Source organism: Leptospira fainei serovar Hurstbridge str. BUT 6, assembly GCF_000306235.2.
Classification (GTDB): domain Bacteria; phylum Spirochaetota; class Leptospiria; order Leptospirales; family Leptospiraceae; genus Leptospira_B; species Leptospira_B fainei.
This window is the reverse complement of sequence record NZ_AKWZ02000006.1, coordinates 85802-110938: the sequence shown is the minus strand read 5'-3', so window position 1 is coordinate 110938 and position 25137 is coordinate 85802. Positions and strand designations below refer to the sequence as shown.

General features: G+C 42.9%; 28 protein-coding genes. 22 read left to right on the top strand and 6 right to left on the bottom strand.

Features of this window, described 5'->3' with window-relative positions; all coding sequences use genetic code 11:
- Positions 1-216: 216 nt before the first annotated feature.
- From LEP1GSC058_RS07625 to LEP1GSC058_RS07605, 4 genes are all read right to left on the bottom strand, one after another.
- Complete coding sequence (locus LEP1GSC058_RS07625; protein WP_016548918.1) at positions 217-774, bottom strand: tetratricopeptide repeat protein; 558 nt, start codon at positions 772-774, stop codon at positions 217-219.
- A 953-nt stretch (positions 775-1727) separates the two neighbouring features.
- Positions 1728-2096, bottom strand: a complete 369-nt coding sequence (locus tag LEP1GSC058_RS07610; protein ID WP_016549079.1) for a hypothetical protein — start codon at positions 2094-2096, stop codon at positions 1728-1730.
- Between the two features lie 57 nt (positions 2097-2153).
- Positions 2154-2321 carry a hypothetical protein gene (locus tag LEP1GSC058_RS20300; RefSeq protein WP_016549057.1) on the bottom strand — a complete coding sequence of 56 codons (168 nt, stop codon included), beginning with the start codon at positions 2319-2321 and terminating at the stop codon, positions 2154-2156.
- Between the two features lie 208 nt (positions 2322-2529).
- Complete coding sequence (locus LEP1GSC058_RS07605; protein ID WP_016549006.1) at positions 2530-3459, bottom strand: patatin-like phospholipase family protein; 930 nt, start codon at positions 3457-3459, stop codon at positions 2530-2532.
- 223 nt (positions 3460-3682) lie between these two features.
- Here LEP1GSC058_RS07605 and LEP1GSC058_RS07600 point away from each other — a divergent pair, with 223 nt between their 5' ends.
- The 11 genes from LEP1GSC058_RS07600 to LEP1GSC058_RS07550 all read left to right on the top strand — a co-directional run bounded on the left by LEP1GSC058_RS07600 (position 3683) and on the right by LEP1GSC058_RS07550 (position 15832).
- Complete coding sequence (locus LEP1GSC058_RS07600) at positions 3683-5314, top strand: FAD-binding dehydrogenase (RefSeq protein WP_016548979.1); 1632 nt, start codon at positions 3683-3685, stop codon at positions 5312-5314.
- A 13-nt stretch (positions 5315-5327) separates the two neighbouring features.
- Complete coding sequence (locus LEP1GSC058_RS07595; protein ID WP_016549088.1) at positions 5328-7061, top strand: thiamine pyrophosphate-binding protein; 1734 nt, start codon at positions 5328-5330, stop codon at positions 7059-7061.
- A 478-nt stretch (positions 7062-7539) separates the two neighbouring features.
- Complete coding sequence (locus tag LEP1GSC058_RS07590; protein WP_016548929.1) at positions 7540-8001, top strand: c-type cytochrome; 462 nt, start codon at positions 7540-7542, stop codon at positions 7999-8001.
- A 13-nt stretch (positions 8002-8014) separates the two neighbouring features.
- A complete protein-coding gene (gene nosZ / locus LEP1GSC058_RS07585) occupies positions 8015-9931 on the top strand; it encodes a Sec-dependent nitrous-oxide reductase (protein ID WP_016548927.1) in 1917 nt (638 codons plus the stop codon).
- Between the two features lie 12 nt (positions 9932-9943).
- Positions 9944-10552 carry a hypothetical protein gene (locus LEP1GSC058_RS07580; RefSeq protein ID WP_016549028.1) on the top strand — a complete coding sequence of 203 codons (609 nt, stop codon included), beginning with the start codon at positions 9944-9946 and terminating at the stop codon, positions 10550-10552.
- Positions 10542-10949, top strand: a complete 408-nt coding sequence (locus LEP1GSC058_RS07575) for a nitrous oxide reductase accessory protein NosL (protein WP_039948164.1) — start codon at positions 10542-10544, stop codon at positions 10947-10949. The genes LEP1GSC058_RS07580 and LEP1GSC058_RS07575 overlap by 11 nt, the downstream gene beginning before the upstream one ends.
- Positions 10950-10953: 4 nt before the next feature.
- Entirely contained in the window at positions 10954-12246 is a 1293-nt protein-coding gene (locus tag LEP1GSC058_RS07570; RefSeq protein WP_016549075.1) for a nitrous oxide reductase family maturation protein NosD, read from the top strand.
- Positions 12243-12962 (top strand): ABC transporter ATP-binding protein, encoded by a 720-nt coding sequence (locus LEP1GSC058_RS07565; protein ID WP_016548977.1) that lies wholly within the window; start codon positions 12243-12245, stop codon positions 12960-12962. Before LEP1GSC058_RS07570 ends, LEP1GSC058_RS07565 begins: the two co-directional genes overlap by 4 nt.
- Positions 12959-13744, top strand: a complete 786-nt coding sequence (locus LEP1GSC058_RS07560) for an ABC transporter permease subunit (protein WP_016548971.1) — start codon at positions 12959-12961, stop codon at positions 13742-13744. Before LEP1GSC058_RS07565 ends, LEP1GSC058_RS07560 begins: the two co-directional genes overlap by 4 nt.
- A 634-nt stretch (positions 13745-14378) precedes the next feature.
- Positions 14379-14879 carry a tetratricopeptide repeat protein gene (locus LEP1GSC058_RS07555; protein WP_039948184.1) on the top strand — a complete coding sequence of 167 codons (501 nt, stop codon included), beginning with the start codon at positions 14379-14381 and terminating at the stop codon, positions 14877-14879.
- Positions 14880-15052: 173 nt separating this feature from the next.
- Positions 15053-15832: an enoyl-CoA hydratase/isomerase family protein gene (locus LEP1GSC058_RS07550; protein ID WP_016548969.1), complete on the top strand. Its 780-nt coding sequence runs from the start codon at positions 15053-15055 to the stop codon at positions 15830-15832.
- On the opposite strand, the gene LEP1GSC058_RS07545 is transcribed toward LEP1GSC058_RS07550, so the two are convergent.
- Positions 15829-16224, bottom strand: a complete 396-nt coding sequence (locus tag LEP1GSC058_RS07545; protein WP_232224637.1) for a MarR family winged helix-turn-helix transcriptional regulator — start codon at positions 16222-16224, stop codon at positions 15829-15831. The two genes, LEP1GSC058_RS07550 and LEP1GSC058_RS07545, sit on opposite strands and share 4 nt — an antisense overlap.
- A 191-nt stretch (positions 16225-16415) precedes the next feature.
- Between LEP1GSC058_RS07545 and LEP1GSC058_RS07540 the strand changes: the two genes are divergently transcribed.
- A complete protein-coding gene (locus tag LEP1GSC058_RS07540; protein ID WP_016548965.1) occupies positions 16416-17597 on the top strand; it encodes an MFS transporter in 1182 nt (393 codons plus the stop codon).
- Positions 17598-17607: 10 nt separating this feature from the next.
- Here the strand turns inward: LEP1GSC058_RS07540 and LEP1GSC058_RS07535 are convergent, their stop codons facing one another.
- Positions 17608-18606, bottom strand: a complete 999-nt coding sequence (locus LEP1GSC058_RS07535) for an MraY family glycosyltransferase (RefSeq protein ID WP_016549046.1) — start codon at positions 18604-18606, stop codon at positions 17608-17610.
- Between the two features lie 131 nt (positions 18607-18737).
- Between LEP1GSC058_RS07535 and dapA the strand changes: the two genes are divergently transcribed.
- From dapA to tsf, 10 genes are read left to right on the top strand one after another with little or no spacing between them, the layout of a single operon-like run.
- Entirely contained in the window at positions 18738-19622 is an 885-nt protein-coding gene (dapA, locus tag LEP1GSC058_RS07530) for a 4-hydroxy-tetrahydrodipicolinate synthase (RefSeq protein WP_016548919.1), read from the top strand.
- 11 nt (positions 19623-19633) lie between these two features.
- Positions 19634-20440 (top strand): 4-hydroxy-tetrahydrodipicolinate reductase, encoded by an 807-nt coding sequence (gene dapB / locus LEP1GSC058_RS07525; RefSeq protein ID WP_016548954.1) that lies wholly within the window; start codon positions 19634-19636, stop codon positions 20438-20440.
- 11 nt (positions 20441-20451) lie between these two features.
- A complete protein-coding gene (cdaA, locus tag LEP1GSC058_RS07520) occupies positions 20452-21276 on the top strand; it encodes a diadenylate cyclase CdaA (protein ID WP_016549031.1) in 825 nt (274 codons plus the stop codon).
- On the top strand, positions 21269-22318 hold the full coding sequence (locus LEP1GSC058_RS07515) for a CdaR family protein (RefSeq protein ID WP_016548930.1): 1050 nt from the start codon (positions 21269-21271) through the stop codon (positions 22316-22318). The genes cdaA and LEP1GSC058_RS07515 overlap by 8 nt, the downstream gene beginning before the upstream one ends.
- Positions 22315-22695, top strand: a complete 381-nt coding sequence (gene acpS, locus LEP1GSC058_RS07510) for a holo-ACP synthase (RefSeq protein WP_016549077.1) — start codon at positions 22315-22317, stop codon at positions 22693-22695. The genes LEP1GSC058_RS07515 and acpS overlap by 4 nt, the downstream gene beginning before the upstream one ends.
- Positions 22696-22699: 4 nt before the next feature.
- A complete protein-coding gene (locus tag LEP1GSC058_RS07505; RefSeq protein ID WP_016548994.1) occupies positions 22700-22921 on the top strand; it encodes a tetratricopeptide repeat protein in 222 nt (73 codons plus the stop codon).
- Between the two features lie 10 nt (positions 22922-22931).
- The gene (locus LEP1GSC058_RS07500) at positions 22932-23315 is read left to right on the top strand and encodes a bactofilin family protein (RefSeq protein WP_016548947.1); all 384 of its coding nucleotides are present in this window, start codon (positions 22932-22934) and stop codon (positions 23313-23315) included.
- Positions 23316-23337: 22 nt separating this feature from the next.
- Positions 23338-23598, top strand: coding sequence for a hypothetical protein (locus LEP1GSC058_RS07495; protein WP_198014391.1), 261 nt, complete (start codon positions 23338-23340; stop codon positions 23596-23598).
- A gap of 7 nt (positions 23599-23605) precedes the next feature.
- Complete coding sequence (gene rpsB, locus LEP1GSC058_RS07490; RefSeq protein ID WP_016549093.1) at positions 23606-24526, top strand: 30S ribosomal protein S2; 921 nt, start codon at positions 23606-23608, stop codon at positions 24524-24526.
- 11 nt (positions 24527-24537) lie between these two features.
- On the top strand, positions 24538-25137 hold the full coding sequence (gene tsf / locus LEP1GSC058_RS07485) for a translation elongation factor Ts (protein WP_016548993.1): 600 nt from the start codon (positions 24538-24540) through the stop codon (positions 25135-25137).

Below are 25137 nucleotides of genomic sequence, written 5' to 3'. Positions count from 1 at the left end.
GGATTTAAGCCTTATTTGAAAAGGCAAAGAAAATTATTTGGCGTTCCGCAATCCTAAAATGAAGTAGAAGCCAATCCGAAATAAAAGATGACTTTCGGGTGAAGTGAGAGCGTGTGCGAGAGCCAAACGTTGCAATAAGCGCGATGCCTAATTTAGGCAACATTAGATTACGGAAATGAAGAATGTTTTCGATCTTTCCTTCCCGTTTTCGAAGATTCATTGTCGTTCCTCTTCGCTAAGAGTTTCTATTTTTTTCTTGGCTTGGCTTATATCTGTCTCGACGGAGGTACGAGCAATTTCTATAAAATAAGTATAATTCTCTATCGCTAATTTTTTATTTCCCGAGTTTTCGTATGCTTGCGCCAGGCTATAAATTATCTCGGGCATGTCGGGCGCGATTTGCAAAGCTTTCTTATAACTTTCGATAGCCCGGATATGGTTCCCTAATTTCTCAAAAATATTACCTTGATTATAGTAAGCTTTAAAGTAATCCGGATCGACTTTAATTGCCTCGGAGAATTTCTCTAGCGCTTCCTTATCTTTCGATAAGTTCATATAGGCGAGACCGGCATTCGCAGGAAAGTCGGGAATTTCCGGAATGAGCTTTTGGGCTGCTAAGAATTTGTTCAGAGCTTTTTCCGGATTGGTTTGCAGAAGTTCGATTCCTTGACGATTTAATTCCCATCCCTTTTGAATAACTGGATCTCTGAAATTACATGTATTTAAGATCGAAATAAAGACATATAAGTAAAATGTTCTTTTTATAAGCTCCATAGCTTATCCGAATATACGAAATTAAAAACTGATAGAACTCCACGAACAAACCTTCGGATGTTCGGGGTCCAATAAAATTTGGGACGATAAGTATCCTCCATTGCGGATCGGCAGATATCTAACAATGAATACTATTCTATCTCAGATTCTTCTTGCCCAATTTCTTCCAAATAAAATTTTCTCCGGTCAAGCTTATGATTTCCGGAACACAACTTTTTGATTTCAAGGATAGCTTTTTGGAAATCGAATAAATTGTAACCGATCGGTCTAATTTTTTCGCCCGACTCGCTTAGATAGGAGATTAAATAAAGAGGTTTTTCCATTGTTAAGTACCGAAATGACCGCAATCCATGAAAAATCAGGAAGAAATACTTCCTTGGATTAACCTATCATCAAATGATAATCCTTATTTTATCGCAAAGATAGGCTGTTGAAAACGCCAGGAATCAATTCCCATTGATCTAGGTTTTTGTTCCGAAGGACTCTCACTGATTTCGATTTTCCATCTTCGAAACAGTAAAGGTTTACGACTAGACACCCATGCTTCTTAATATGGACTGCCGATTTAATAATTCCAGAGTAACCTCCCTTTTTTTTAAATAGCGTGCCAGGTTTAAAATCTTCCAGTTTCATACGCATTTCCGAAATTAAGTTTTGCGAAAATTGCAGAAGTTTGGCGAGTAATTAAAAGACAAATACTATCTTAAAAAACTTGATTTTCGTCACCATAGCTTTTGCACGGACTGCATACGAACATAAGGTGAGGATTCGATGCGCAGATGTAAAATGTTAACTTAACCGTTTAAGAGTCGCTTGCGGACGGAAAGTCTTTAGTGACATGGAATGAGAATCGATCCGAATCGCAGGATTGATTCTTATATGCCTGGCGACAATGTTTGCTAAGCGAAGTGTCGGAATGGGTCCGATCCATCTTCGAAGGGATACATTTAGGATTAATGAGATCGTGCAAGGAGAACGGCGGATGATTCGTAGATCGGCTTAGAAATTACGAATCTTGCCAGCTCTTGGGGATGCTTTCTTTCCGAATCGAAGCAAACGACTTCGATCGTTGAGCTTAGTATTTTTTCCTCCGGTGCCGATATCGCGTTAATGAAGTCGACGATATTCGGATATTCAACGTTAACGTATAGGTATTCTCCCTCCGGAAATTCGACAATGTGGGATATTTCCGACGCCTCGAAATTCCAAGAAAGACGTAGGTAAATTCGAGGGTGATGTTCTTCGAATTCGATGATCATTTCATGAAAAATTTTAGCAATCGCCTCCGACAGTGACGGGAGTCGAGCGACGTTATCTTTCATCGCAAAGCCACCAATGGGGTTCGAAATTGATTCAAAGAAATAATATCGATAATTTGCTCATTTGTTTTCCCGGCAAACCGTCTTCCAATGTATGAGTCCGGACGGGTCGTATGCCTTCGCATTTCTGCATTCTTCTAAAGTATTATAAGTCCCTAATGCCTCTCCGCCTTTTGGCGTATAAAGCCATAAGATCCAGATTAAGGAATGTAAAACCAAATGCTTCATATGCTCCTCCCCGAGACGGCAATACCGTTAAATATCGTTCTCCAATGAAATCGCTTTAACGGGATGTTTATTCGCCCTACCTAAACTATTTGATTCAGAAAATCATAATAATACAACATGCGCATTTCAAAATGAATTGATTTTTATCACTGTTGAACCTATTGGATCGGCATCCCCACGAACGCCGATCGATTTCGGCAAATCCACGTTATGTAGCGAAGGGAGAGTTATATTCAAGTTTCCTTTTTTTGAATTTTTTCCTGAGATACATCGCTGCTTGCAGCCCGATTTTTTTTCCGGTTTCCACGGTTTCTTCGAGCAAGGATTGCTTTGTTGTGACTAATCCCACCGGAAGCGTCCGATCAGGCGCTATTACGTGAATTTTGACTCCTTTCGGCGGGTTGGCAGCGAGAATTCTGGCCTTATTAAAATGGAAATGATGAGATGATTTCATGATCTTAGACATTTTACGATCCAGGGGAAAAGATAGAAATCGACTTAGTGAATCAAGCGGCGGAGACACATGTTCGAGAGGAGAATTCATTACTACGGTTATGTTATTATACCCGGCTTCGATTAGATCATTCAAAGGAAGCGGATTCAGAATTGCTGCATCCGAGTATGAACCTCCTGCCAATCTGTGCCTTCCTTTCGTCGCAATCGGTAGAGAAGTTGCCGCCTTTAATAGATCGAAAATATTCTCGGAAGTCGCTTTGATATATTCGGAAGTGCGTGTACCGAGATTGCTTACCGCTATCCTCAATTCGGGCAGACCGTATTTCCCGAAATTTTGAGTTTGTATCGGATATTTTTCACGAAATAAGTAATCGATTAGATATTTTTGGTCTAAAAAGAATTTTCCTCGGAGAGGATTTAGTATCGAAATCAATTTTCGACCGGCTAGTTCACGCTTCCAGATTGAAAGCTTATGTTCTCCTTCCGCCGGTTCCGGAGCGGGTGTCGTCGCATAGTAGGCGGCACAGCAGGCTCCCGAAGATACTGCTACGACTATATCGTAATTTTGCGCCGGCAGGATGCAATTTAAAGAATGAAGTACTCCGCCGGAGAATGCGCCTTTCATCCCGCCTCCTTCCACCAGTAGCGCTCGTTTTCCTTTTTTTGCCTTCGGTAGATTCATTATGATTTCCTTTTATATTTGGATTAAATCAGGATTATATTTTCCGGTTTATCCGAAATTCACTTAATATGAGCGCAAATGGTTCCTGTTTGTTGCAAATAAAAACGGACCTCCGTCGATGTAACGGATAAATATATTAAATAAATATGACGAATAATGGATCTTAGATTGATATCGATCAATTGCTCGAGAAATTTTGTGTGTTAAACTCGAAAGCTGTATCATGAAAGATAAAAGCATTCGAAGCGAATCGATTTCATCCGACGCAATAATTATAGGCGGCGGCTTGGCAGGGATTGTGACGGCATTGGATTTACTGGATGTCGGAAAGAACGTTATTTTAATTGATCGTGATACGCAGGATAGATTCGGAGGACTAGCTAAATTATCCTTCGGCGGGATCACGATGGTAGATACTCCTATCCAACGATGGAACGGGATAAAAGATAACGTCTCACTTGCCCTTTCCGACTGGAATTCGACCGCGGAATTTTCCTCTCATGATGTGCTTCCTAAACTTTGGGCGGAAGCTTACGTTCATAATTCTTTAGAGGATATTTTTTATTTTTTAAGAAAGCGCTCCGTGAATTTTTTCCCGGTAGTTCATTGGGTCGAAAGGGGGCAATTTAAACCGGGTAACAGCGTGCCTAGATTTCATATGGTCTGGGGAACCGGAGACGGCTTGGTAGAGTCTCTAAAAAAACATCTACTCTCGCATAAAAATCAAGATAAGCTTCGATTGCTATTCGAAACAAGGGCAAGTAAACTAAACAAGGCCGGAAAGGCGGTTATAGGTTGCGTAGCAGAGGCTATTTCAGGAACGGTCTATAATCTTAAGGCTGAACATATCATTATTGCTTCGGGTGGAATCGCAGGAAATCTTAATGAAGTCAGAAAATATTGGCCCAAGGATATGGGGAAAGCTCCCGACGTCCTTCTCAACGGTTCTCATCCATTCGCGTTAGGCGATCTTCATTCCGCCTCGCGAAAGATCGGAGCTCGGATCACTCACCTAGATAAAATGTGGAATTATGCGGCGGGCGTTCATCATCCTAACCCTAAAATGGACGCACATGGATTAAGTTTGGTTCCTCCAAAATCCGCTCTTTGGTTGAATTCCAAAGGAGAAAGAATCGGACCCGTACCGCTAGTTACGGGTTTCGATACTCGATTTATTGTCGAACGGATTTGCCAAGAGAAAGAGAAATTCTCGTGGCAAGTAATGAATTGGAAAATTGCGTTAAAAGAATTAGCGGTTTCCGGTTCGGAATTCAACGAGGCGATACGAAATAAAAATTTTTTAAAATTTCTCAAAACGGTTTTTTGGGGAAATAAATCCTTCCTTAATACGATCACATCCGAATGTCCGGATTTTATTTTAGCCCATTCAATTCCCGAACTTGCCGCTAAAATGAATCGGCTAGTCGGAAGACAGCTCGTCGATTCGCGTCTTTTAGAAAAAACGATTCACGATTACGATTCGATGATCGATCGCGGGGAACCTTTTTATAATGACGATCAATTGAGACGTATCGCTCAACTTAGGCGATATCGAGGAGAGAGACCCCGAACTTGTAAATTTCAAAAGATAATGGATCGGAACGCAATGCCGTTGATTGCGATTCGGGAATTTATACTGACTCGGAAATCTATGGGCGGCATCCAGACTGATTTGAAATCTAGAGTTTTGGATGAATCGGGAAATCCGATCTCGGGCCTTTATGCCGTGGGTGAAGCGGCCGGTTTCGGCGGTGGTGGAATTCATGGAAAAGGTACGTTAGAGGGAACCTTTCTCGGCGGATGTATCCTAACAGCAAGATTCGCAGCGCGTTCGATTTTGAAATACGGAAATTAAAGAAGAGGGAAGTATGAAAAAATCAGGGGCATCGTTAGTCGTTCATGCTTTAGAGCAAATCGGGGTAAAATACACTTTCGGAATTCCAGGTGTGCATAATACCGAATTATACGATGAATTGAATAACTCGAAGAGTATCATTCCGATACTAGTCACACATGAATGCGGCGCCGCGTTCATGGCGGACGCAATCAGCAGGACTTCCGATTCGATCGGGACATTGGTAATCGTTCCCGCCGCAGGTATGACTCACGCTCTCAGCGGAATCGGAGAAGCTTATCTAGACGGAATCCCGATGTTGATTATTTCCGGCGGAGTTCGAACCGATACGGGAAAAAAATACCAACTTCATCAAATCGATCAATCCGAGATCCTGAAAGGAATTACGAAAAAATTCTATTATATACAAGAACACGAGGAGATCGTTCCGACGATTTACGAAGCTTATAAAATAGCGACGACCGACGAATGCGGGCCTGTGTTCGTAGAAATTCCGGTAAATATCCAGCTATTCGAGGGCGCGATTTCGTCTCTTCCGGATTTTAAATGGGAACGTATTTATCCTCAATTGGAGCAAAGTGAAATCGAAGAGGCTTGCAAATTACTGAAATCGTCCCGACATCCGGGAATTCTGGTCGGATGGGGAGGAAGAGAAGCGACCGAAGAACTAGTTAAAATATCAGAAATATTGAATGCACCTGTCGCGACCACTCTTCAGGGACTGAGTGTATTTCCCGCCGATCATCCTCATCATACCGGAATGGGATTCGGTTCCTATTCGGTACCGGCCGGGGAAGCCGCATTTTCCTCCTGCGACTGCCTTCTTGCCGTCGGCACCAGGTTCTCGGAAATTCCGACCGGAAGTTTCGGAATGAGAGTCCCTGAAAATTTAATTCATATAGATATAAATCCGAACGTATTTTCGAAAAATTATCAGGCCGCAGTGGAAATTGCAGGCGATGCAAAGCAAGTTCTATCGGCATTGATACAAGGATTGGAACGCAATGGATTTCAGAAAACCGAATCTACTCATCTAAGTAAACTAATTCGTGAGAAAAAGGAATCTTATACCAAGGAATGGGAAAATCACCAGGTTCCGAATAAAGTCAATCCATATCTATTTTTCAAAGAGCTACGGGCCAAAATGAAAGAAGAGGATATTTTAGTCGTGGACGACGGGAATCATACCTTTTTGGCGGAAGAACTTTATCCGGTTTATCGTACCAAAACTTTTCTTTCTCCGACCGATTTTAATTCGATGGGATACTGTGTTCCTGCAACCATCGGAGCTAAACTGACTCATCCTGATAGAAAAGTGGTCGGGGTCGTAGGAGACGGGGCGTTTCTTATGACAGGGCTCGAATTAATTACGGCAACAGTCCATTCTTTAGGAGTAATTATATTCGTATTTTATGATGGAGAATTATCCCAGATTTCGCAAGGACAGCAAATCCCGTACGGAAGAAAAACCTGCACTATTTTGGGAGAATTGCAACTGGAAGGAGTCGCAAGGGCTACAGGAGCTGCGTATATTTCCATTCATTCCAATGATCAGATCGAAAAAGCTATACGAGAGGCGTTTATATTATCCGAAATAGGAAGGCCGGTTATAGTCGATGTGAAGATCGATTATTCCAAGGCTACGAGATTTACGAAAGGCGTAGTAAAAGTGAATTTAGGTCGATTTCCCCTCGGCGAAAAATTCAGGTTTATCGGACGAGCTCTGATTAGAAAGTTCACGGGCTGATCTATTTTATTATAAAGTTGGAATATAATTAACGATGAAGATGAAAGTGAATCATTAACACCGTAAACTTTTTTCTTTTAGGTTTTCATGGATTTGCAGCCGGCAATACGCTCTCATTTTACCGATGTCGGTCGATTCGTTGCCATTGCGCTCTTTATAGGCGAGGTGAACGATCGGTTGAGATTTTTATTTTTCCAATCCGATAAAATCCACATTATCCTATTAAAGGATAATTGAATCCAGCCCAATCATTTTTAATTTAACGGATTCTTTTTATTTATTACCGAATTCGGTTTTAAAATATTAAATTCGAGAATAGATATCGTGATAAATATCATTACGCATTCCTAAGCTAATTTGACGTATGTCAATGTGATATTTTACGGTTGTATGTTAATCTGAACTCCTGGCAATATCTCGAGCTTTTGTTTGGAATATCGGGAATTACTATTTTGCCTAAGTTGGGAGAATATTCGAGATGGATGTTAATTTAATAAATAAAAAATTTATTAAAAGGAAGTCTATTGCTGCGTTCTTTATCCTGCTTTCTTTGCTTTCGTTTTCCTTTTGCGGGAAGGAGAAAGTAGGGGAGGCTGAGAATAACGTAAGCAGTAAAGGGATTGGTCCGGTATCCTCGGTTACCTTGGGTCCTATCGATGAGTCGATGGTGCAAAAAGGCAAGAAACAGTTCGAAGCGAAATGCAGCGCCTGTCATAAGTTTGAGGAGAAGGTTGTCGGCCCGGCTTTGAAAGGTGTTACCGAGAGAAGAACTCCGGAATGGATCATGAATATGATTCTGAATCCGACAGAAATGACTCAAAAGGACCCGGTCGCGATGGGGCTTCTCGCAGAACACTTAACTCAAATGACGTTCCAGAATGTGAAGGAATCCGAAGCTCGAGAAATTCTGGAATATTTCAGAAAATCGGATAAAAAATAAGGTAGGGCAAAAGATGAATATTAAAATATTCGGATGTTTCTTTTATTTAGGATTAATGTTCCTGGCTCTTGTCGGATGTAAGAAAGGGGCCGCCACGGCCTCCCTTGCATCGGATGCTGCAAAGAGGGTTTATGTTGCCCCCGGAGATAAGGACGAAGTTTATGCATTTCTCTCCGGCGGATTTAGCGGGCAAATGTCCGTCTACGGAATTCCTTCCGCTAGATTGTTTAAGATTATTCCGGTATTCTCGGTCTTTCCCGAAAACGGTTACGGGTATGACGAGGAAACCAAGAATATGCTTAGGACGACTCACGGCTATGTTCCTTGGGACGATAGCCATCACGTCGAAGCTTCGATGACTGACGGTAAGCAGGACGGCAGATGGATGTTTCTAAACGCGAATAACACTCCGCGGCTAGCTAGAATCGATTTGAAGTCTTTCGAAACGAAAGAAATTATTGAAATTCCGAATACCGCCGGTAATCACGCGTCTCCGTTCGCGACTGAGAATACGGAATATTTAATGGCTGCGACCCGGTTCTCGGTTCCAATTCCCCAAAGTAGCGTTCCTATCGAAAACTTCTCTAAGGGTGATTTTAAAGGAACGATCACGATGGTAAAAGTGGATCCTAAATCCGGACGCCTTTCGATCGAGCTACAAATACTCGTTCCCGGATTCGATTACGATCTCTCTCATTGCGGAAAAGGAAAGTCGCACGATTGGTGTTTCTTCACTTCGTATAATACCGAACAAGCATACAAGATGATAGAAGTCGGAGCTTCTAAAAACGATAAGGATTATATCCTCGCTTTCAATTGGGTTCGCGCAAAGCAATGCTTGGATCAAGGTAAAGCTTCCAATTTCGGCGGAGAATATTACAGAAATTTCTTACCGGAAAACCAACCGGCAGTTTCTGAGAAAATGAGCGGAGTCAAAATGCTTCAACCGAAAGATTGTCCGGGCGTAATGTATTACTTACCGACTCCAAAAAGCCCGCACGGAACCGACGTTGATCCGACCGGAGAGTATATCGTAGGTGGAGGCAAATTAGCGACGGTCATTCCCGTTCACTCGTTCACCAAGCTCATGGACGTGAAGGATAAACCGGAACATAGAACGAAGGAAATCATGAATATTCCCGTTCTAAAATACGAGTCTACTTTAGCGGGAGAAGTGAATAAGCCTTGTTTAGGTCCGTTGCATACTGAATTTGACGGCAAGGGATACGCGTATACTTCCTGCTTTGTCAGTTCGGAAGTCGTAAAATGGAAACTAGGCACCTGGGAAGTCGTTCAACATTTACCGGCTTACTACAGTGTCGGTCACCTCTCCATCGTGGGTGGAAGTTCGAAAGAGCCTTACGGAAAATATTTGATAGCTTTAAATAAGATTACGAAGGATCGATATCTTCCCGTAGGAATGGAATTGCCGCAAAGCGCGCAGCTCTATGATATTTCAGGTAATAAAGCGGAATTGCTCTCGGATTTCCCTACCGTTGGAGAACCGCATTATTCTCAAATGATACCTGCTAAAATGCTAATGGATAAGGCCGCTAAAATTTATCCGTTAGAAGAGAATAAACACCCGTACGCGATCAAGAACGAAAAGGATGCAAAAGTAATTCGAGAAGGGAATGTCGTTCGAGTTTTAATGACTCAAATTAGATCGCATTTCAAACCGGATACGATCGAAGTGCGAAAAGGAGATACTGTCTATTTCCATGTGACGAATCTGGAACAGGATTTCGATATTCCGCACGGCTTTGCGATCAATGGCGCGCCGGAAATGCCGAACCTACTGATTATGCCCGGCCAAACGAGAACATTCAAATGGCAGGCTTCGAAACCCGGAATTTACCCCTTCTATTGCACGGATTTTTGTTCCGCTTTGCATCAAGAAATGCAGCAATATATTCGCGTAAGCCCTTAAAAGAAGAAAGTTATGAAAGAATTACTATTTCAAAAACTTTCTAAACAAAACCGACTCCTAATTTTAGGGGTCGGCATTATTCTTATCCTCGTTTTCTTTATGCCTCTATGGGATATCACTCTGGATGCTCCTCAATATCCTGAGGGGTTAGGAATGAAAATATGGATCAATACGATAACCGGTTCCACTCCTTATGATTTGCAGAATATTAATTTATTAAACCATTATATAGGCATGCATGAAATTATATCGGCTTCCATACCTGAATTATTGTTTATGCCTTATGTGCTTGGATACTTAATTTTAGGCGCATTTGTGACGGTTCTGATTCCGAGAGTTGGATTTGCCGCGTTAGGGATAGTAAATATAATTCTCGTCGGCTTGGTGGGTTTATATGATTTCTGGAGATGGGAATATAACTACGGCCATAATTTGAATCCGGAAGCGCCGATTATCGTGCCCGGCATGGCATATCAGCCTCCTTTATTGGGTTGTAAACAGATGTTGAATATAACCGCCTGCAGTTTTCCGTCTTACGGCGGGATAATTCTTCTTTCGGCTCTGCTATGTCTGTTGATTATAATTTGGTCCGAGAGAAAACGATATTTATATGAAAAATAGAATATCGTTTTCTCCTTTAATCGTTATCATTCTCTCGCTAAGCTGTGCGAAAAATGAGCCTATATTACCGGAAGCCGGACGTGAACAGTGTCGGTACTGCGCGATGTCCATCGTCGATTTTCGATTTCATGCGCAGTTTTTAACGCAAAAAGGTCGGAGATATTATTTCGATTCGATCGAATGTTTGCAATCCTATATCCGCGAAAATCATCCGGCAATCCGTTCCGTATGGGTATCGGATTTCGAGAGTCCTGGAAAAATGTTGCTCGAGTCGAACGCGGTTTTTGTTCAGTCCGAATCGATTCATTCCCCCATGGGAAAAGGGATTGGCGCTTTTCGATCCATAGAGAGAGCGAAATCTTTCCTAACGTCGCATACCGGCATTTTGATTCAGTAAATTTATGAGTTTCAAGATAGGGCAACCTCGGGAGCAAAATCCGTCGATTTCAATCTTCGGTAAAAGCTTAAGGGGAATTATTTTATTCGTTTTGATTCTATTCGGAAAAGAACTTTTCTCAAGGGAAATTACCGTGTGTTCCGATTGCGCTATTTCCTCCGTTCGGAATGCGATCGATAAATCTCAAGACGGAGATTCAATAATTATAAAGGCAGGTCTCTACCGAGAAGGTGAAATTCTTGTTAATAAGCGAATCTCGATTGTTGGATTACCCGGCGCGGTAATCGACGGAAAGAAAGAGAAGCATGTTTTTGAAGTCGCCTCAAACGGAGTAACGATTCGAGGATTGAAAATCATGGCGAGCGGTATTTCTGACACTGCCGAATACGCCGGAATTCACGCCCAGAAAATCACCGACTGCACTTTCGCGAATAATACGTTCGAAGATAATGCTTACGCGATTTATTTAGCCGAAGTAGGTTATTGCCAAATAAACGATAATATTACGCGCGGTAATGCTCGTAACGAAGTTTCGGGCGGGAACGGAGTTCATCTTTGGAATTCGAAGTCCGTACAAATTATCGGAAATCGGGCGGAAAAGCATCGGGACGGAATTTACTTGGAGTTCTCCTCCAACCTTAAGATAGAAAATAACGTTTCTAGAAACAATATCAGATACGGAATGCATTTCATGTTTTCGTCCGATAACGATTTTCGTGGAAATACTTTCGAGAGTAACTCTGCCGGCGTTGCTGTAATGTACAGCAAAAATATTCTTATCGAAGATAATACGTTCAGGAATAATTGGGGAGAAAGTTCTTACGGTCTCTTATTAAAGGAAATCTCCGACAGTATTTTGGTAAAAAACAAATTTATCGAAAACTCTACGGCTATCTTTGCCGACGGATGTAATCGAAATTATTTCACTCATAATTCAATCGAAGAAAACGGTTGGGGAATCCGAATTTTGGGAAGTAGCGATTCGAATGTGTTTTCTAAGAATGACTTTCGAGAAAACGTGTTTGATATCAGTACTAACGCCAAGCAAACCACGAATAAATTTTCCCAGAATTACTGGGATAGTTATAGAGGGTATGATCTAGACGGCGACAAAATCGGGGATGCTCCTCATCAACCAATTCATTTTTTCGGGTATTGGGTTGCGATTTATCCATTCCTAATGGTTCTTTACGAATCCCCGGTCGTAACATTTTTGCAAGGGATAGAGAATGCATTTCCGATCGTGACTCCGATCGATTTTGAAGATCCAAAGCCGACCATGAAAGGGAATATATGATAGATATAAGAAATTTGGAAGTTTCCTACGGTAAATCAAAGGTCGTGAAAGACGTTTCGTTTCGGGTGGAGGGGGGAACGATTCTGTCGATCATTGGGCCGAACGGTTCGGGTAAGAGTTCGTTAATAAAGAGTATTATTGGCCTGGTAAAGCCTTCGAGCGGTTCCATTTTTTTTAGCGATGTTTCCCAATCGGAGCGGGCGGGAACGGATTACAGTATCGGTTACATGCCTCAAAGCCCGAGTTTTCCTAAAAATCTTACGATCCTGGAATTGGTGGATTTTTTTAAAAAATTGGAGCCCTTCGACGAAGAAACTTTTTCAGAAATGTATGAGAACCTAGGATTAAGTTCCCAAGAAGATAAGAAAATCGGATCCCTTTCCGGAGGAACAAAACAAAAAGTGAATATACTCCAATGTTTTTCCTCCAAAAAGGATATTTATTTAATCGATGAGCCGACTGCGAGCCTGGATCCATACGTATCTCACATTTTGAAGGAACTCCTTAGAAGGAAGAAAAAGGAGGGGGCGCTTCTCGTTTTTTCCACTCACATTCTTGCGGAAGTCGAGGACGTGGCGGATCGATTTCTGCTTCTATCGGATGGATCTCTCCTGATCGATGAATCCCCTAAAGAATTCCTGAGGAAAAGCGGATTCGAAAGTTTACAATTATCACTTATGGAATTTTGGAATAAGGAATACAAGAATAAACGATGAAAGAAATTCTAATTTTCGAATTAAAAGAAAATATTAGAAGCAGGTGGATTTTCATCTTCGGAATTTTTCTAGCGGTTTGTGTCAGCATCTTGAATTATTTCGGAGACGAAAACGGGATTAGACTCATCGCGAGTTTAATGAACGTTGTTCTTTTGATCGTTCCTCTTTTTACGATTACTTTCGCCGGATTGTCGTTCATGGATTCTCTACCGTTTGCCGAAGTACTATTTTCGAAATCCGTAACTAGATCCGAATATTTTCTCGGAAAATATCTGGGGATTTCCGCTTCACTCTCGCTCGGTTTGTTATTAGGCGTGGGGCTTCCCGGATTTTTCTCGTTTTATTCCGACATTCATTTTATTCTACTTTTTCTGGAATTGATCGGCTTCGGTGTGATCTTGATTTTGATTTTCGTATCCTTGGCTTTTTTGCTCGCCACATTCTTTAAAAAAGGGGAGCTAATTATCGCGGGCGCGCTCCTGATTTGGTTGTATTTCTTCATATTTTTCGATTCGTTTATTTTCGTTTTAAGTTTATATTTGGGAGAGTATCCGATAGAAATCCCCGCCTTAATCATAATACTTTTAAATCCTATCGATTTAGTAAGAATTACGATGGTATTGCAAACAAAGGCGTCCGTCCTGCTCGGTTTTTCCGGAGCTTTTTTATTGAAAACATTAGGAACTATATGGGTAATCTGCCTTTGTATATTCGTTCTTGCGGCTTGGATTTTTTGGCCGCTTTTCTTTGCATATCGACGATTTATGAATAAGAATTTTTAGTGAGTTTTTCGCATTCTACGGGTAAGAACGCGACCTTTATAAATCAGTTTTGGTTTTTCTAATGGACTCAGCCCGGTTAAAAATTCGCCGAAGTTTCAAAGGACAAATGAGAAAGTCGGGATTTAACGGATCTTGCTCATTGTGTCATTGGTGGTATCCAGTCTCGAAGTTTTGAGCTCCAATCATGAAATCGGACTAGATATTTCCATCTTTTCCGGAGCATTCCAAAAATTCTCGTTTGGATTAAAAAATACTGGTAAACGTATGTTTTCTACCTCAAACTGCCCGAAATAGCGATGAGGGTAGGCAAGGCATTCGAGTCTTCGGACGCAAATTAGACCGAAGATTACAAATTTTCGAAGGCTATCTCCCTTCGTTAACCGATACTTCGGTTTCCGCGTTTACTGCCTGTTTTTTATATCGAGAAATACCGAATACTTAATAGAATCCGACCGAATCTTCCCGATGATGTGGACGGTTAGGACTGTCTAAGTAAAAAAGAGGGGTTGGATTTCGGCATATGCGGTTTGAAGTGAATCATCGTAAAATCCTTTCCGGATTGTTAAACGAAGGGAACTTATCCTAAGTGAAAAGAATTGTTCCGCAAATCGAGAGATAAGGAGAAGATTGAATGATCCACCCTATGTATCTAAGAGCGTTTGGCGAAAACGAGGATGCAAAGCATTATTTCCTGGAAGGTTATAAATTCCAAACCGAAGGCGATCTAAAACGAGCTTCTTTTTACTATCGGAAGAGCCTTTCTCTTCGCCCGACCGCCGAGGCTTGGACGTTTTTAGGCTGGGTTTATTCTCTTGCAGGCAAGACGGAAAAAGCGATCGAATACTGCCATCGGGCGATCGACACCGATGCTAAATTAGGGAATCCTTATAATGATATAGGCGTCTATATGATGCAGCAGAAAAAGTTTCTCGAAGCCATCCCCTGGTTTGAAAAAGCCAAGCATGCTCCTAGATACGAAGTCCGTGTTTATCCGTTTTTTAATGCGGGGTGTTGCTGGGAGACTCTAGGCTATCTCAATCGTGCAAGAACCGAGTTCGAATCCGCTCTACAGATCGATTCGGGATATGAACCGGCTAAGCTCGGTTTAAAAAAGCTTATGGCCAGATACAATTAGGCCAATCTTAAATTCGAATCCCGATTTTTTAATGTCGTCGGCCGAAAGCTTCGACCGACGACCGGCCTATACGACTAAATTAGATTTTCAACAATGCAAATTTTTTAAGAAAGTTTCTTTACAGAATCCGTTCAGAAATAAATAGTAAGATATCTAACTAAATGGAGCGAAATATGGAATCGGTTCGATTTATAAAGGAAGATGGAGTCGGTAGGATTGCCTTAAACACCGACGATAGAAATAGTTTTACGTTCGAAGCTTTTCAGAAGCTGGATGCGGCGTTGAAGTCGGCGACGGACTCCAATTTGGGGGCTTTGGTAATCGGCAGCGACCGAGAGGGGGTTTTTTCTCAAGGGCTCAATTTGGCCGAATTAAAAAAGGAAGAGATGCGAAAAGATTTAGTCCCTTTTTTAGATTACTTTTTTGGAATATTGAAAAAAATTTATCTCTTCCCTTGTCCTGTTTTGGCGGAAATGGGCGGACATGCGATGGGTTACGGGGCGATGATAGGCATCGCAAGCGATTTTAGATTCGGTCTGCAAAATTCCAGAATCGGATTACCCGAAGTGAAAATAGGGATCCGAGTTCCGACTTCCGTTGCAAAAATGTTTTCAAATATCGTCGGGATTCGGGAAGCGGAACGGCATATATTAATTGGAACTCCGTACAAAGGATCGGAAGCGATGGAAATCGGATTGCTGGACGAGGTTTTTAACGATTCCGCTACCTTAAAGGATTCGGTCCAAAAATTTGCGAAGAAGCTCTCGAAAAATTCCCGATCGGCTACATCGGCGAGCAAAGAAGCGGTACGCTATTTGTCCAAGGATTTACAGGAAATCTTCGAGTACGATAAGAGAAAAACCATAGAAAGTGTCCAAAGCTTGGACGCGATAGAGGGAATCGATGCCGCGATTGCCGGACGACGACCTGAATTCAATAAAGCGATCGGTTAAAGTTTTTTCGTGCTCCTGAGATGAGTATATGTTTTTTCTAATAAATAAAATAGCTGCTCCGATTCTTTAGGGCTTAAACCCCATAGTTTTAAGGCCATTATACTCGAACTGATTCGCTTAGCTACGACTCGGACGGCCTTTCCCCGTTCGGTCAGTTCGAGATTCGTTTCTCGTTTATCTTCGTCGGAACTATATTTTCTGATTAAATCTAAGTCTTGGAGTTTATTAACTAAGACGGTAACCGTCGATTTTTTTCTGTGAATCGCCTTGGCTATCAGGGACATATTCGTTTTCTCTTTTCGCAATAGAAACGTTAGAATTTCGAAATGTGACGCCGATAGCGTTTGAAGATCCTCCACTTCTTTAAGGTGCCGTTCTATTTCCTGGCTCATGAATTCCGCGAGGCGCGGTAGATATTTCACGGAATCAAATCTAACTGTCGAGGAAGCCATATGATTTAGGAGATTCTCTTTTCAAATATTTTCCGTCAAGTGTAACTACTTTCTTGTTCGAAACTCTCTTTTCGAATCCACATCGGTAAATCTCTTGCATCGGCATTCATGTTCGTAGAACGTCGGCATTGGTGATTCTACTTTATTATCTATCCTCGATTCTCGGTCTATTAGCCGGGAATATGTATAACTATACGGCAATCATTTTATCCCAGAACATCTCCGATTCGGATGCTTTTTCCGGGTGGGTGTTTTTTTGCGTTTGCATACCTCTTTTGTTTTTAAGTTTTCCGGCAGGTCGTTTATTGGATCGTTATTCTCGAAAATGGGTATTAGGGAGCGCTCAACTTTCGATGGCGGTCGGTGCGGGCTTTGCGGCCTTATCTCTGGAACTGGATTGGATCGGCAAGGGACGGCCGTATCTTCTTTTGATCCCTTCCGTTCTTTCGGGAATCGGACTCGCGTTCGTGATGCCGGGAAGATTTGCGATTCTGGGAGATCTGGTCGATCATTCCAAAATCGGTAAGCATAGCGTTTGGTTAAACACTATGGTATTATTCGGATACGGATTAGCTCCGTTAGCGGCAGGATCTTTAAGAGAGTTCTTGCCCTTCAAGCAAGTTTTTTTGGGAATCGGATGTGCGTATTTAATAAGCGTAATACTACTTTCATTTCTCCCCCTGAAATCAAAGGCGAGGAATACGTCGAATCAGGTAACGAATGTCAGTCAGATCTTTGCCTATCTTCGACGATCCGAGTTAGTTCGACAATTCCTGTATTTACTCGGAACGGTGGTTATGCTTGTCGGGCCGATTCAAGTTCTTTTGCCTAAGTATGCCAAGGAGGTTTTGGGCTTATCCGAATCTGCGAGAGGGGCTCTTCTTACCGCTTTGGGAATCGGTCTCGTTTTGGGGGGATCTGCAACATTCTTTATTCATGGAATTCGAAAGAAGGGACATATCTTATTCGGCGCGGCTTTCATCGGGAGTATACTATTTGCCGGACTTCCGTTTCTTTCTTCGAGTCTGATTTTGACTACATTCGTTTTATTCGTATTCGGGAGTCTTACGGGAGTGATCATTACGATCATTCCCGCGGGAATTCAGCAGCATACGGAGAACTATATACGAGGAAGGATTTTATCCATTTATAGTTTGGTATTCCTCTTAACACCGGCGATTACCGGAGTTCTTGCCGGCTTCTTTTCCGACCGCATCGGTATTTCGTCCACCTTCGTTTGGGCCGGTTTTATGGAACTCGCCGCATTGGTTTATATGAGTTGGCGAATGGGAGAAATTAGAAGAACATTCTAATATTCTCCGTCTATATCGTTTTTTTGCGCAACAACTCCCTTCTGAAAGAAATGTAGCAGATCGAATAAAGGAATATGGCTAGAAATATCGACCAGTATTTGGGGACGAAAGTCCAAATCAATAATGCCGGAACGTTCGCTAATGTAAATCCTAGGGAAACCCATCCTTTGTTATGAGTCGTAATTGCAAAAAGTTGATATAAATGGGAACGATGCGCTCGGAAAATATTCTCCTTTTTATAAAGTCTAACTAAGATCGTTAATAAGCCGTCGGTAAAAAATACCGGAGCGAGAAAGAAAAGATCGGAAAATTCGAATGCTTTCGATCTTGCAACGTCGAAGGGCAGCGCGCTTAAGGCAAATCCTAAAAATAGAGAGCCCGAATCGCCTAAGAAGAGTTTGGCTTTCGGTAAATTCCAGGTTAGAAAGCCGAATAAAGCGGCAAAAATCAAAAGGTATGAAAACGGTAAGTCGCTTCCTGTTACTATCGCCGTCGCGAAAGCCATGAAAATTAGATTCGTGGTTAGATAGGTATCTAACCCGTCCATGAAATTGCAGAGATTCACGAAGAAAAGCAGATAGAGAGAGATCAAAGTAACTTCGCCGAAACCGCCTGGAGAAACTCCTAAATCGTAACCGAATAGCGAGATTCGAAATGGAGCTAGACTTACCCAGGCCGCCAAGAAAATGAATTCCGCTCCGAATCGAAGATAGGGACTTAATCCTTTGACATCGTCTCCCAAGCCGATCAGGAAAAAAAATAGAATTCCGGTCCACCAATGCCAGGGAAATTCCACTATGCCAAAGTAACTAAAGATTCCTAATATGAAACTGAATGAAACGAAGATCCAAATCCCGCCGGATTTCTTCGTGGCAGCTTGGTGCATGCTACGCTCGTTGGGGACATCCGAGATCGTGATCCTTTTAGAACCGATATAAAGTCTGCAAAGTCCTAACGAAAGAAGAAACGTCGCCGAATAGGAAGTCAATAATTCTGCGGAAACGAGCATCGACCTACCAGAATTGCCATATCCCGACCCAAAGCAACTCGGAATCGGATTCAGGAAGCCGAAACGGCCAAGATAGAAGAATCGGGGTATTTTTATTGCCAAATCACCCAGGGCCAAGGAATTTACAAATTATGTTTCGAGGCGTTTATACAGCCATCATCACTCCTTTCAAGAACGGAAAAATCGACTACGACTCTTATTTTTCTCTCTTGGAAAAGCAGATAAAAGGCGGGGTGAGCGGAGTCGTCCCTTGCGGTACTACGGGGGAATCTCCGACTTTGTCCCACGACGAGCACGCCGAGCTGATTCGCGAAACGGTCAGAACCGTAAAAAAAAGGATCCAGGTCGTTGCAGGGACGGGTTCCAATTCGACTCAAGAAGCAGTATCGTTAACCGAAGAGGCCTGTAAAGACGGCGTGGACGGAATTTTACAAGTCAATCCCTACTATAATAAACCGACGCAAGAAGGGATGTATCTTCATTTCAAGGAAATTGCGGACCATTCTTCGGTCCCGATCATGCTATACAATATTCCGGGTAGAACGAGCGTGAATTTGCTGCCCGAAACGGTTCTTAGACTTGCCGAACATCCGCGCATTCGTTCCATGAAAGAAGCCACGGGAGATCTAGGCCAAATGGCAAAATTGATTTCCCTTGTCGGAAATAAAATGACCGTACTTTCCGGAGACGACAATCTGACTTTACCTCTGTTATCGGTCGGAGGAGTCGGAGTCGTTTCCGTGATTTCGAATTTGTTTCCGGCAAGCATAGTAAGATTGGTCGGCTCGTTTCAAAAAGGAGATCTACAAACTGCGCAAAAGATTCATTATGATTTTCTGGAATTATTTGCGTTAGCTTTTACCGAAACAAATCCTATTCCGATCAAGGCTGCCATGAGTTGGAACGGTTACTGCTCTCCCGAAATTCGTCTTCCTTTAACTCCTCTCACTCAAAATGCGGCGGCGGAAAAATTAAAGAAAACCATTTCCGATCTAATCGGAAACGGTTATAACTAGAGGAGAATATTTTGACGGCAAAAAATCGGGTCGCGGTCATCGGAGCTTCCGGAAGGATGGGAACAGCCATCATCCAAGTTCTATCTCAGTCGAAAGTTTCCGAACTTTCGGCGGCCGTGGTCAGTAAAGGATCCGTTTATCTTGGATTGGATTCCGGTTTGCATTCCGGACTCAAACCGAATCAAATTCTATTTACGGACGATTTAAACAAGGCGGTCGCCGATTCGGATATCGTCATAGATTTTTCCATCAGAGAAGTTCTGTCCGACGTGCTTGAAAGTTGCATTAATGCCGGAAAGCCGGTTGTGGTGGGCACAACGGGTTTGATTGAAGCGCATAAACATCTTCTCAAAGAAGCCTCTACGCATATTCCTATCGTATATTCTCCTAATATGTCAATCGGAGTAAATTTGCTCTTCAAGCTGACCGAGATTGCGGCGAAAGTTTTGGGCGACCTTGCGGATATCGAAATTCAAGACATCCATCATCGTCATAAAAAGGATTCTCCTTCAGGAACGGCCGAGAAATTGAAGTCGATTTTACTGGAGACTCTCGGTCGTAACGAATCCAACGTGGTTCACGGCCGCCACGGTATTTTGCCAGAAAGAGATCCCAAGGAAATCGGAATTCATACGTTGCGCGCCGGCGAAGTGATCGGAGATCATACCGTTTATTTTTTCACTCCCGAAGAGAGAATCGAAATTTCACACAAAGCTCAGGATCGAAAAACCTTTGCAGTCGGTTCGGTCAAAGCTGCCGAGTTTTTGGCAGGACGAGGGAAAGGGCTTTACGACATGTTTTCCGTTCTGGGGCTTTAAAGGAAAAGAGAATGGGATTCTTTAAGAATATCACCCTTTTTCAAAACGATCGATTCGGGATCAATGTGATCCTCGATATACTGATCGTCAGCTTTTTAATATATCAGTTTTATTCGACGATTCGTAGGACTAGGGGAGTTCAACTTTTACTCGGAATCGGATTGATTTGGCTGCTTGGAATTTTTGCCCAGTACGCGGAATTCGAACTTTTAGACTGGATCATCGATAATATACGACCCGCGCTCGTTTTCGCGATCATCGTTCTCCTGCAACCGGAACTCCGGAAAATTACGGGCGATATGGCCAGGTTGAAATTCTTTCGACCTTTCCTTCTGAAAACCGTTACCGATTTGGATGAAATCGTCGAAGCCGCCAAGATTATGGCAAAGAATAAAACGGGGTCCATCGTCGCGATCGTTAGAGAGCATAGCCTCAAGGAGATCGCCGAGCAAGCCGTCCAATTGGATGCCATACTTTCCTCTAGTCTATTACTTACGATCTTTAAAAAAAATACGGCTCTCCATGACGGGGCCGTGATTATCGAACAGAACCGGATCGCGTGTGCAGGCGCATTTTTACCGATGGCACAGAACTTGGACGATGCCAGGATGGGAGCTCGCCATAGGGCTGCTTTAGGAATCGCTGAAGAGTCAGATGCCGTTGTCGTCGTCACTTCGGAAGAAACCGGCGAAATATCCGTTTGTCACGACGGGGAAATGATTCATCCGGTTAAGCCGATCGAATTAAAGAATTTATTAAATACGATTCTACACGAAAAAAAACCGAGTTCCGACAAGAAAGTGGAAGGAGACGAAAGGGAGGATTTAAATGCTTAAAACCCTCCTCAATAATTGGCAGGCAAAACTCGGTTCGATTATACTCGCGATCGTCTTCTACATCAATCTTCAGAACTCGAAAATTCTGATTCGCGAAGTGAATATTAAGATCGATTATCCGAAATTATCCGGCGGGATGGTGATCGCTAAAGGTTCGGACGTTACGTTTCCGGTGAAAGTGGAAGGAGTTCGAGATTATGTGAACTTCTATTCTCCTTCCCTTAAAGCTTATATATCCTCCGCAGATCTCCATCCAGGGGAAAATATCGTCAACGTGATTCGTATCGGAGGAGTTCCCGCAGGCCTTCGTGTGACTCGTTTAAAGGATAAAGTCAAGATCATCGTTGATTCCAATATCAGTCGTACATTGACTTTAGATGTGAAATTTTCCGGAGAGCCTCCTAAGGATTATGTGAAGTCCTCTCATTTTATATCTCCCGCGAATCTGGTAGTTATCGGAAACCACGCTCAGTTGGAAAAGCTCGGAAGGATCACTCTTCCTGCGATTTCCCTGAAGGATAAAACCGAATCATTTACGGTAAAACAGAGGCTTCCGGAACTTCCGTCCGGATTAAGATACCGGGAAAATATCAAGGAAATTTCAGTTCGTGTAAGTATCATTGCGAATTCCTCAACGCCGGGGGAGAGCATCGTATTAGGGGTTCCCGTAAAGTGCCAGGCCTTGGATAAGAATTTGGAAGCCGAGTTTTCGGAGCAGGAAATCTCGGTAAAGTTGCAATCCAAGACGCCGCTCAGAAGTATTCAAATTATCAAGGGTCTTTCCGCGACGGTAGCTTGCACGCACAAGTATGATCCGAAAACCAAGAAGTTGCTGCCGGATAATAAACCCGTCCTTGCTAAAGTTCGTTTAACAAAAGCACCAGCTCTTAAATCGGTTGATATACAAAGTTTCTTTCCGGATCGGATTTCCATCTTGTATAGAGTTCGCCCCGATCTGGATAGCGAAACCGGAGAGGAAGGCACGGAAGGGGAGACGGAACCGAATTCCGAAGAACCGCTACCGGAACCCGAAGAAGAATGAAAATTTCCATCGGGAACGATATAGTTGAAAACGACCGGATTCGAGACCTCCTGGAAAAACACGGCGAGCGGTTTTTAAAACGGGTCTTTTCGGAAACCGAGATTCAATACTGTACGGGTAGAAAGGACCCTGTTCCGCATTTAAGCGGCAGATTTTGCGTCAAAGAAGCCTTCATCAAAGCGATCGAGGCCGGAGATAAGGTGGCATTGGATATGCGGGAAATCGAGCTTTTCGGGAAAGAATTCGGAAAAAAAGAATTGGTACTTCACGGAAAATCGAAAGAATTGTTCATCGAGAAAGGTTATAGCGGCGTCTCTGTTTCCATCAGTCACGCGGAAAATTATTCCACCGCCGTAGTAGTTCTTTATAAGGAGTGAACTCATGGTCTCCGAATCGTTTAAGGAAACTCTCAAATTATATAACGAGGCCCTCCAGCTTTATAAGAACCGGAAATTTTCGGAAGCATTGGGATTGTTTAAAAAGGCCTTGGAAACTACTCCGGGGGACGGACCCTCCAAAAAATATATAGGCCGTTGCGAAGCATTTATCGCAGAACCGCCCCCTCAGGATTGGGACGGCGTATTTGAAATGAAGACAAAATAACAAAGGTATCATGTCCAAAAAAGCTCCTACCGCAACCAAACCTACACGCACCGTCACCGAACACGGAACCATCTCAACGGTTTTAGGACGAGAAACGTCGTTTTCGGGTATCTTAAACTTCCGTAGACCTTTGGAAATTTCCGGAGAATTTCATGGAGAGATAGAATCGGAAGGGTTTCTTTTGGTAAGCGAAGGCGCCAAAGTTAAGGCTAATATTAAGGCTGGGACGGTCGTCGTTGGAGGGGAAATCACCGGAAACGTGATCGCGACACAACGATTGGAAATGTTGCCCACCGGAAAAGTAAACGGGAATATCAAAACGGCAAAATTACAGATTGCGGACGGCGTCGTGTTCGAAGGCAACTGTGAGATGATACTTCCCAATAAAGATTGACCCATAGGTCAATTCTGCGAAATTGGTATCTGCTAGCCCGAAACGACCTATGGACGGCGCAAAAGCGGGAAAAATCGCCCTTGCAATTGTCCTTGGTTCCTTAGCGGGAGCCGTAGTCGGCGTTCTTTTGGATCGTCTTTTAGGCGTTCATTTCCTCTCTGTCTACCTCCTTCAGGAAGCGGTTCGGCTAGAACTTTACGTAATCAAAGTCGAAGTTCAAGTTACCCCTGCAAGTCTCTTGGGACTTGTGGCGACATTGTTCTTCGTACTAAAAAAGGGGTAAACAACTCATGTCAGTAATTTCCATGAAAAACCTTCTGGAAACCGGAGTTCACTTCGGACACCAGACTCGCAAATGGAATCCAAAAATGGCTCCCTATGTCTTCACTGCAAGAAACGGGATTCATATTATCGATCTTCAAAAAACCGTACAAAAGGCCAAAGAAGCTTACGACGCTCTCAAACGTTTGACGAGCGAAGGAAAGAAAGTCCTTTTTGTCGGAACTAAGAAGCAAGCTCGAGGAGCAATCGAAAGAGAAGCGATTCGCTCCAATATGTATTTCATCAATAATCGTTGGCCGGGTGGTCTTTTAACGAATTGGAATACGGTTAAAAAATCCATCGCAAGATTAAAAAAATTGGAAGCGATGGAAACCGAAAACACTTTTGAAAAAGAAGTAAAAACCAAGAAAGAGATCCTGTCTCTTCGTCGTGAATCCGAAAAACTTCGGAAAACATTGGGCGGCATTAAAGATATGGTTTCGATTCCGGATATACTTTTCGTGATCGATCCTAAGAAAGAGGAAATCGCGGTTAAAGAAGCTCGTAAACTCGGACTTAAAATTTTTGCGGTCGTCGATACCAATTGCGATCCTGAATTGATCGATTATCCGATTCCGGGAAATGACGATGCGATTCGTGCCATCTCTCTCTTCCTTGAGACGATGTCCAATGCGGTCATCGAAGGAACCGGCGGTGTCGTAGAACAACCTCGCTTTAGCGAAGATTTGGATTCTGAAGCTCTTGCTTTGGAATACCAAGGTGAGTATGATGAAAGCGGTAAGTTCATTATGGACGAAGACGCTGATCGTCTGAAAAAAGCCGAAGACGCTGCAGCCGCAGCGGCAGCTGCCGCAGGTACTACTACCGTTACCACGGAAACTACCGAGCCTACGATAGCGGCTACGATCGAAATCGACAAGAACGAGTAGGAGGGAAGACGTTGTCAGCATCTACCACAGACCTGATTAAGGAACTCCGTGACCGAACCGGTGCGGGGCTCATGGATTGCAAGAAGGCTCTTGCAGAAAACAATAACAACGTCGATAAGTCCGCGGATTGGCTTCGTGAAAAAGGAATTGCGAAGGCTGCAAAAAAAGCCGGTCGCGTAACGAAAGAAGGCCGGACCGTTTCCTATATTCACGGAGACGGTAAAATCGGTGTTCTTCTGGAACTCAATTCCGAGACTGATTTCGTTTCCCGTAACGAAGGCTTTGAGGCTTTGGGAAAGGAACTTTGTCTTCAAATTGCGGCAATGGCTCCCTTATATGTGAGTGAAGATCAAGTTCCCGCCGAAGATATCGAGCGTGAAAAAAAAGTAATCGAAGCTCAGCTAAAGGAAGAAGGCAAAAAACCGGAACAAATCGAAAAGATCGTTCCTGGAAAAATTAAAAAATATTTTTCCGAAGTCTGCCTACTCAACCAAGCATTTATCAAAGATAATGCTAAGACGGTCGACGATCTGGTTAAGGAGTCCATCGCGAAGTTTGGCGAAAATATCACCGTAGCTCGCTTTACCCGTTACCAGGTAGGCGGCCTGTAA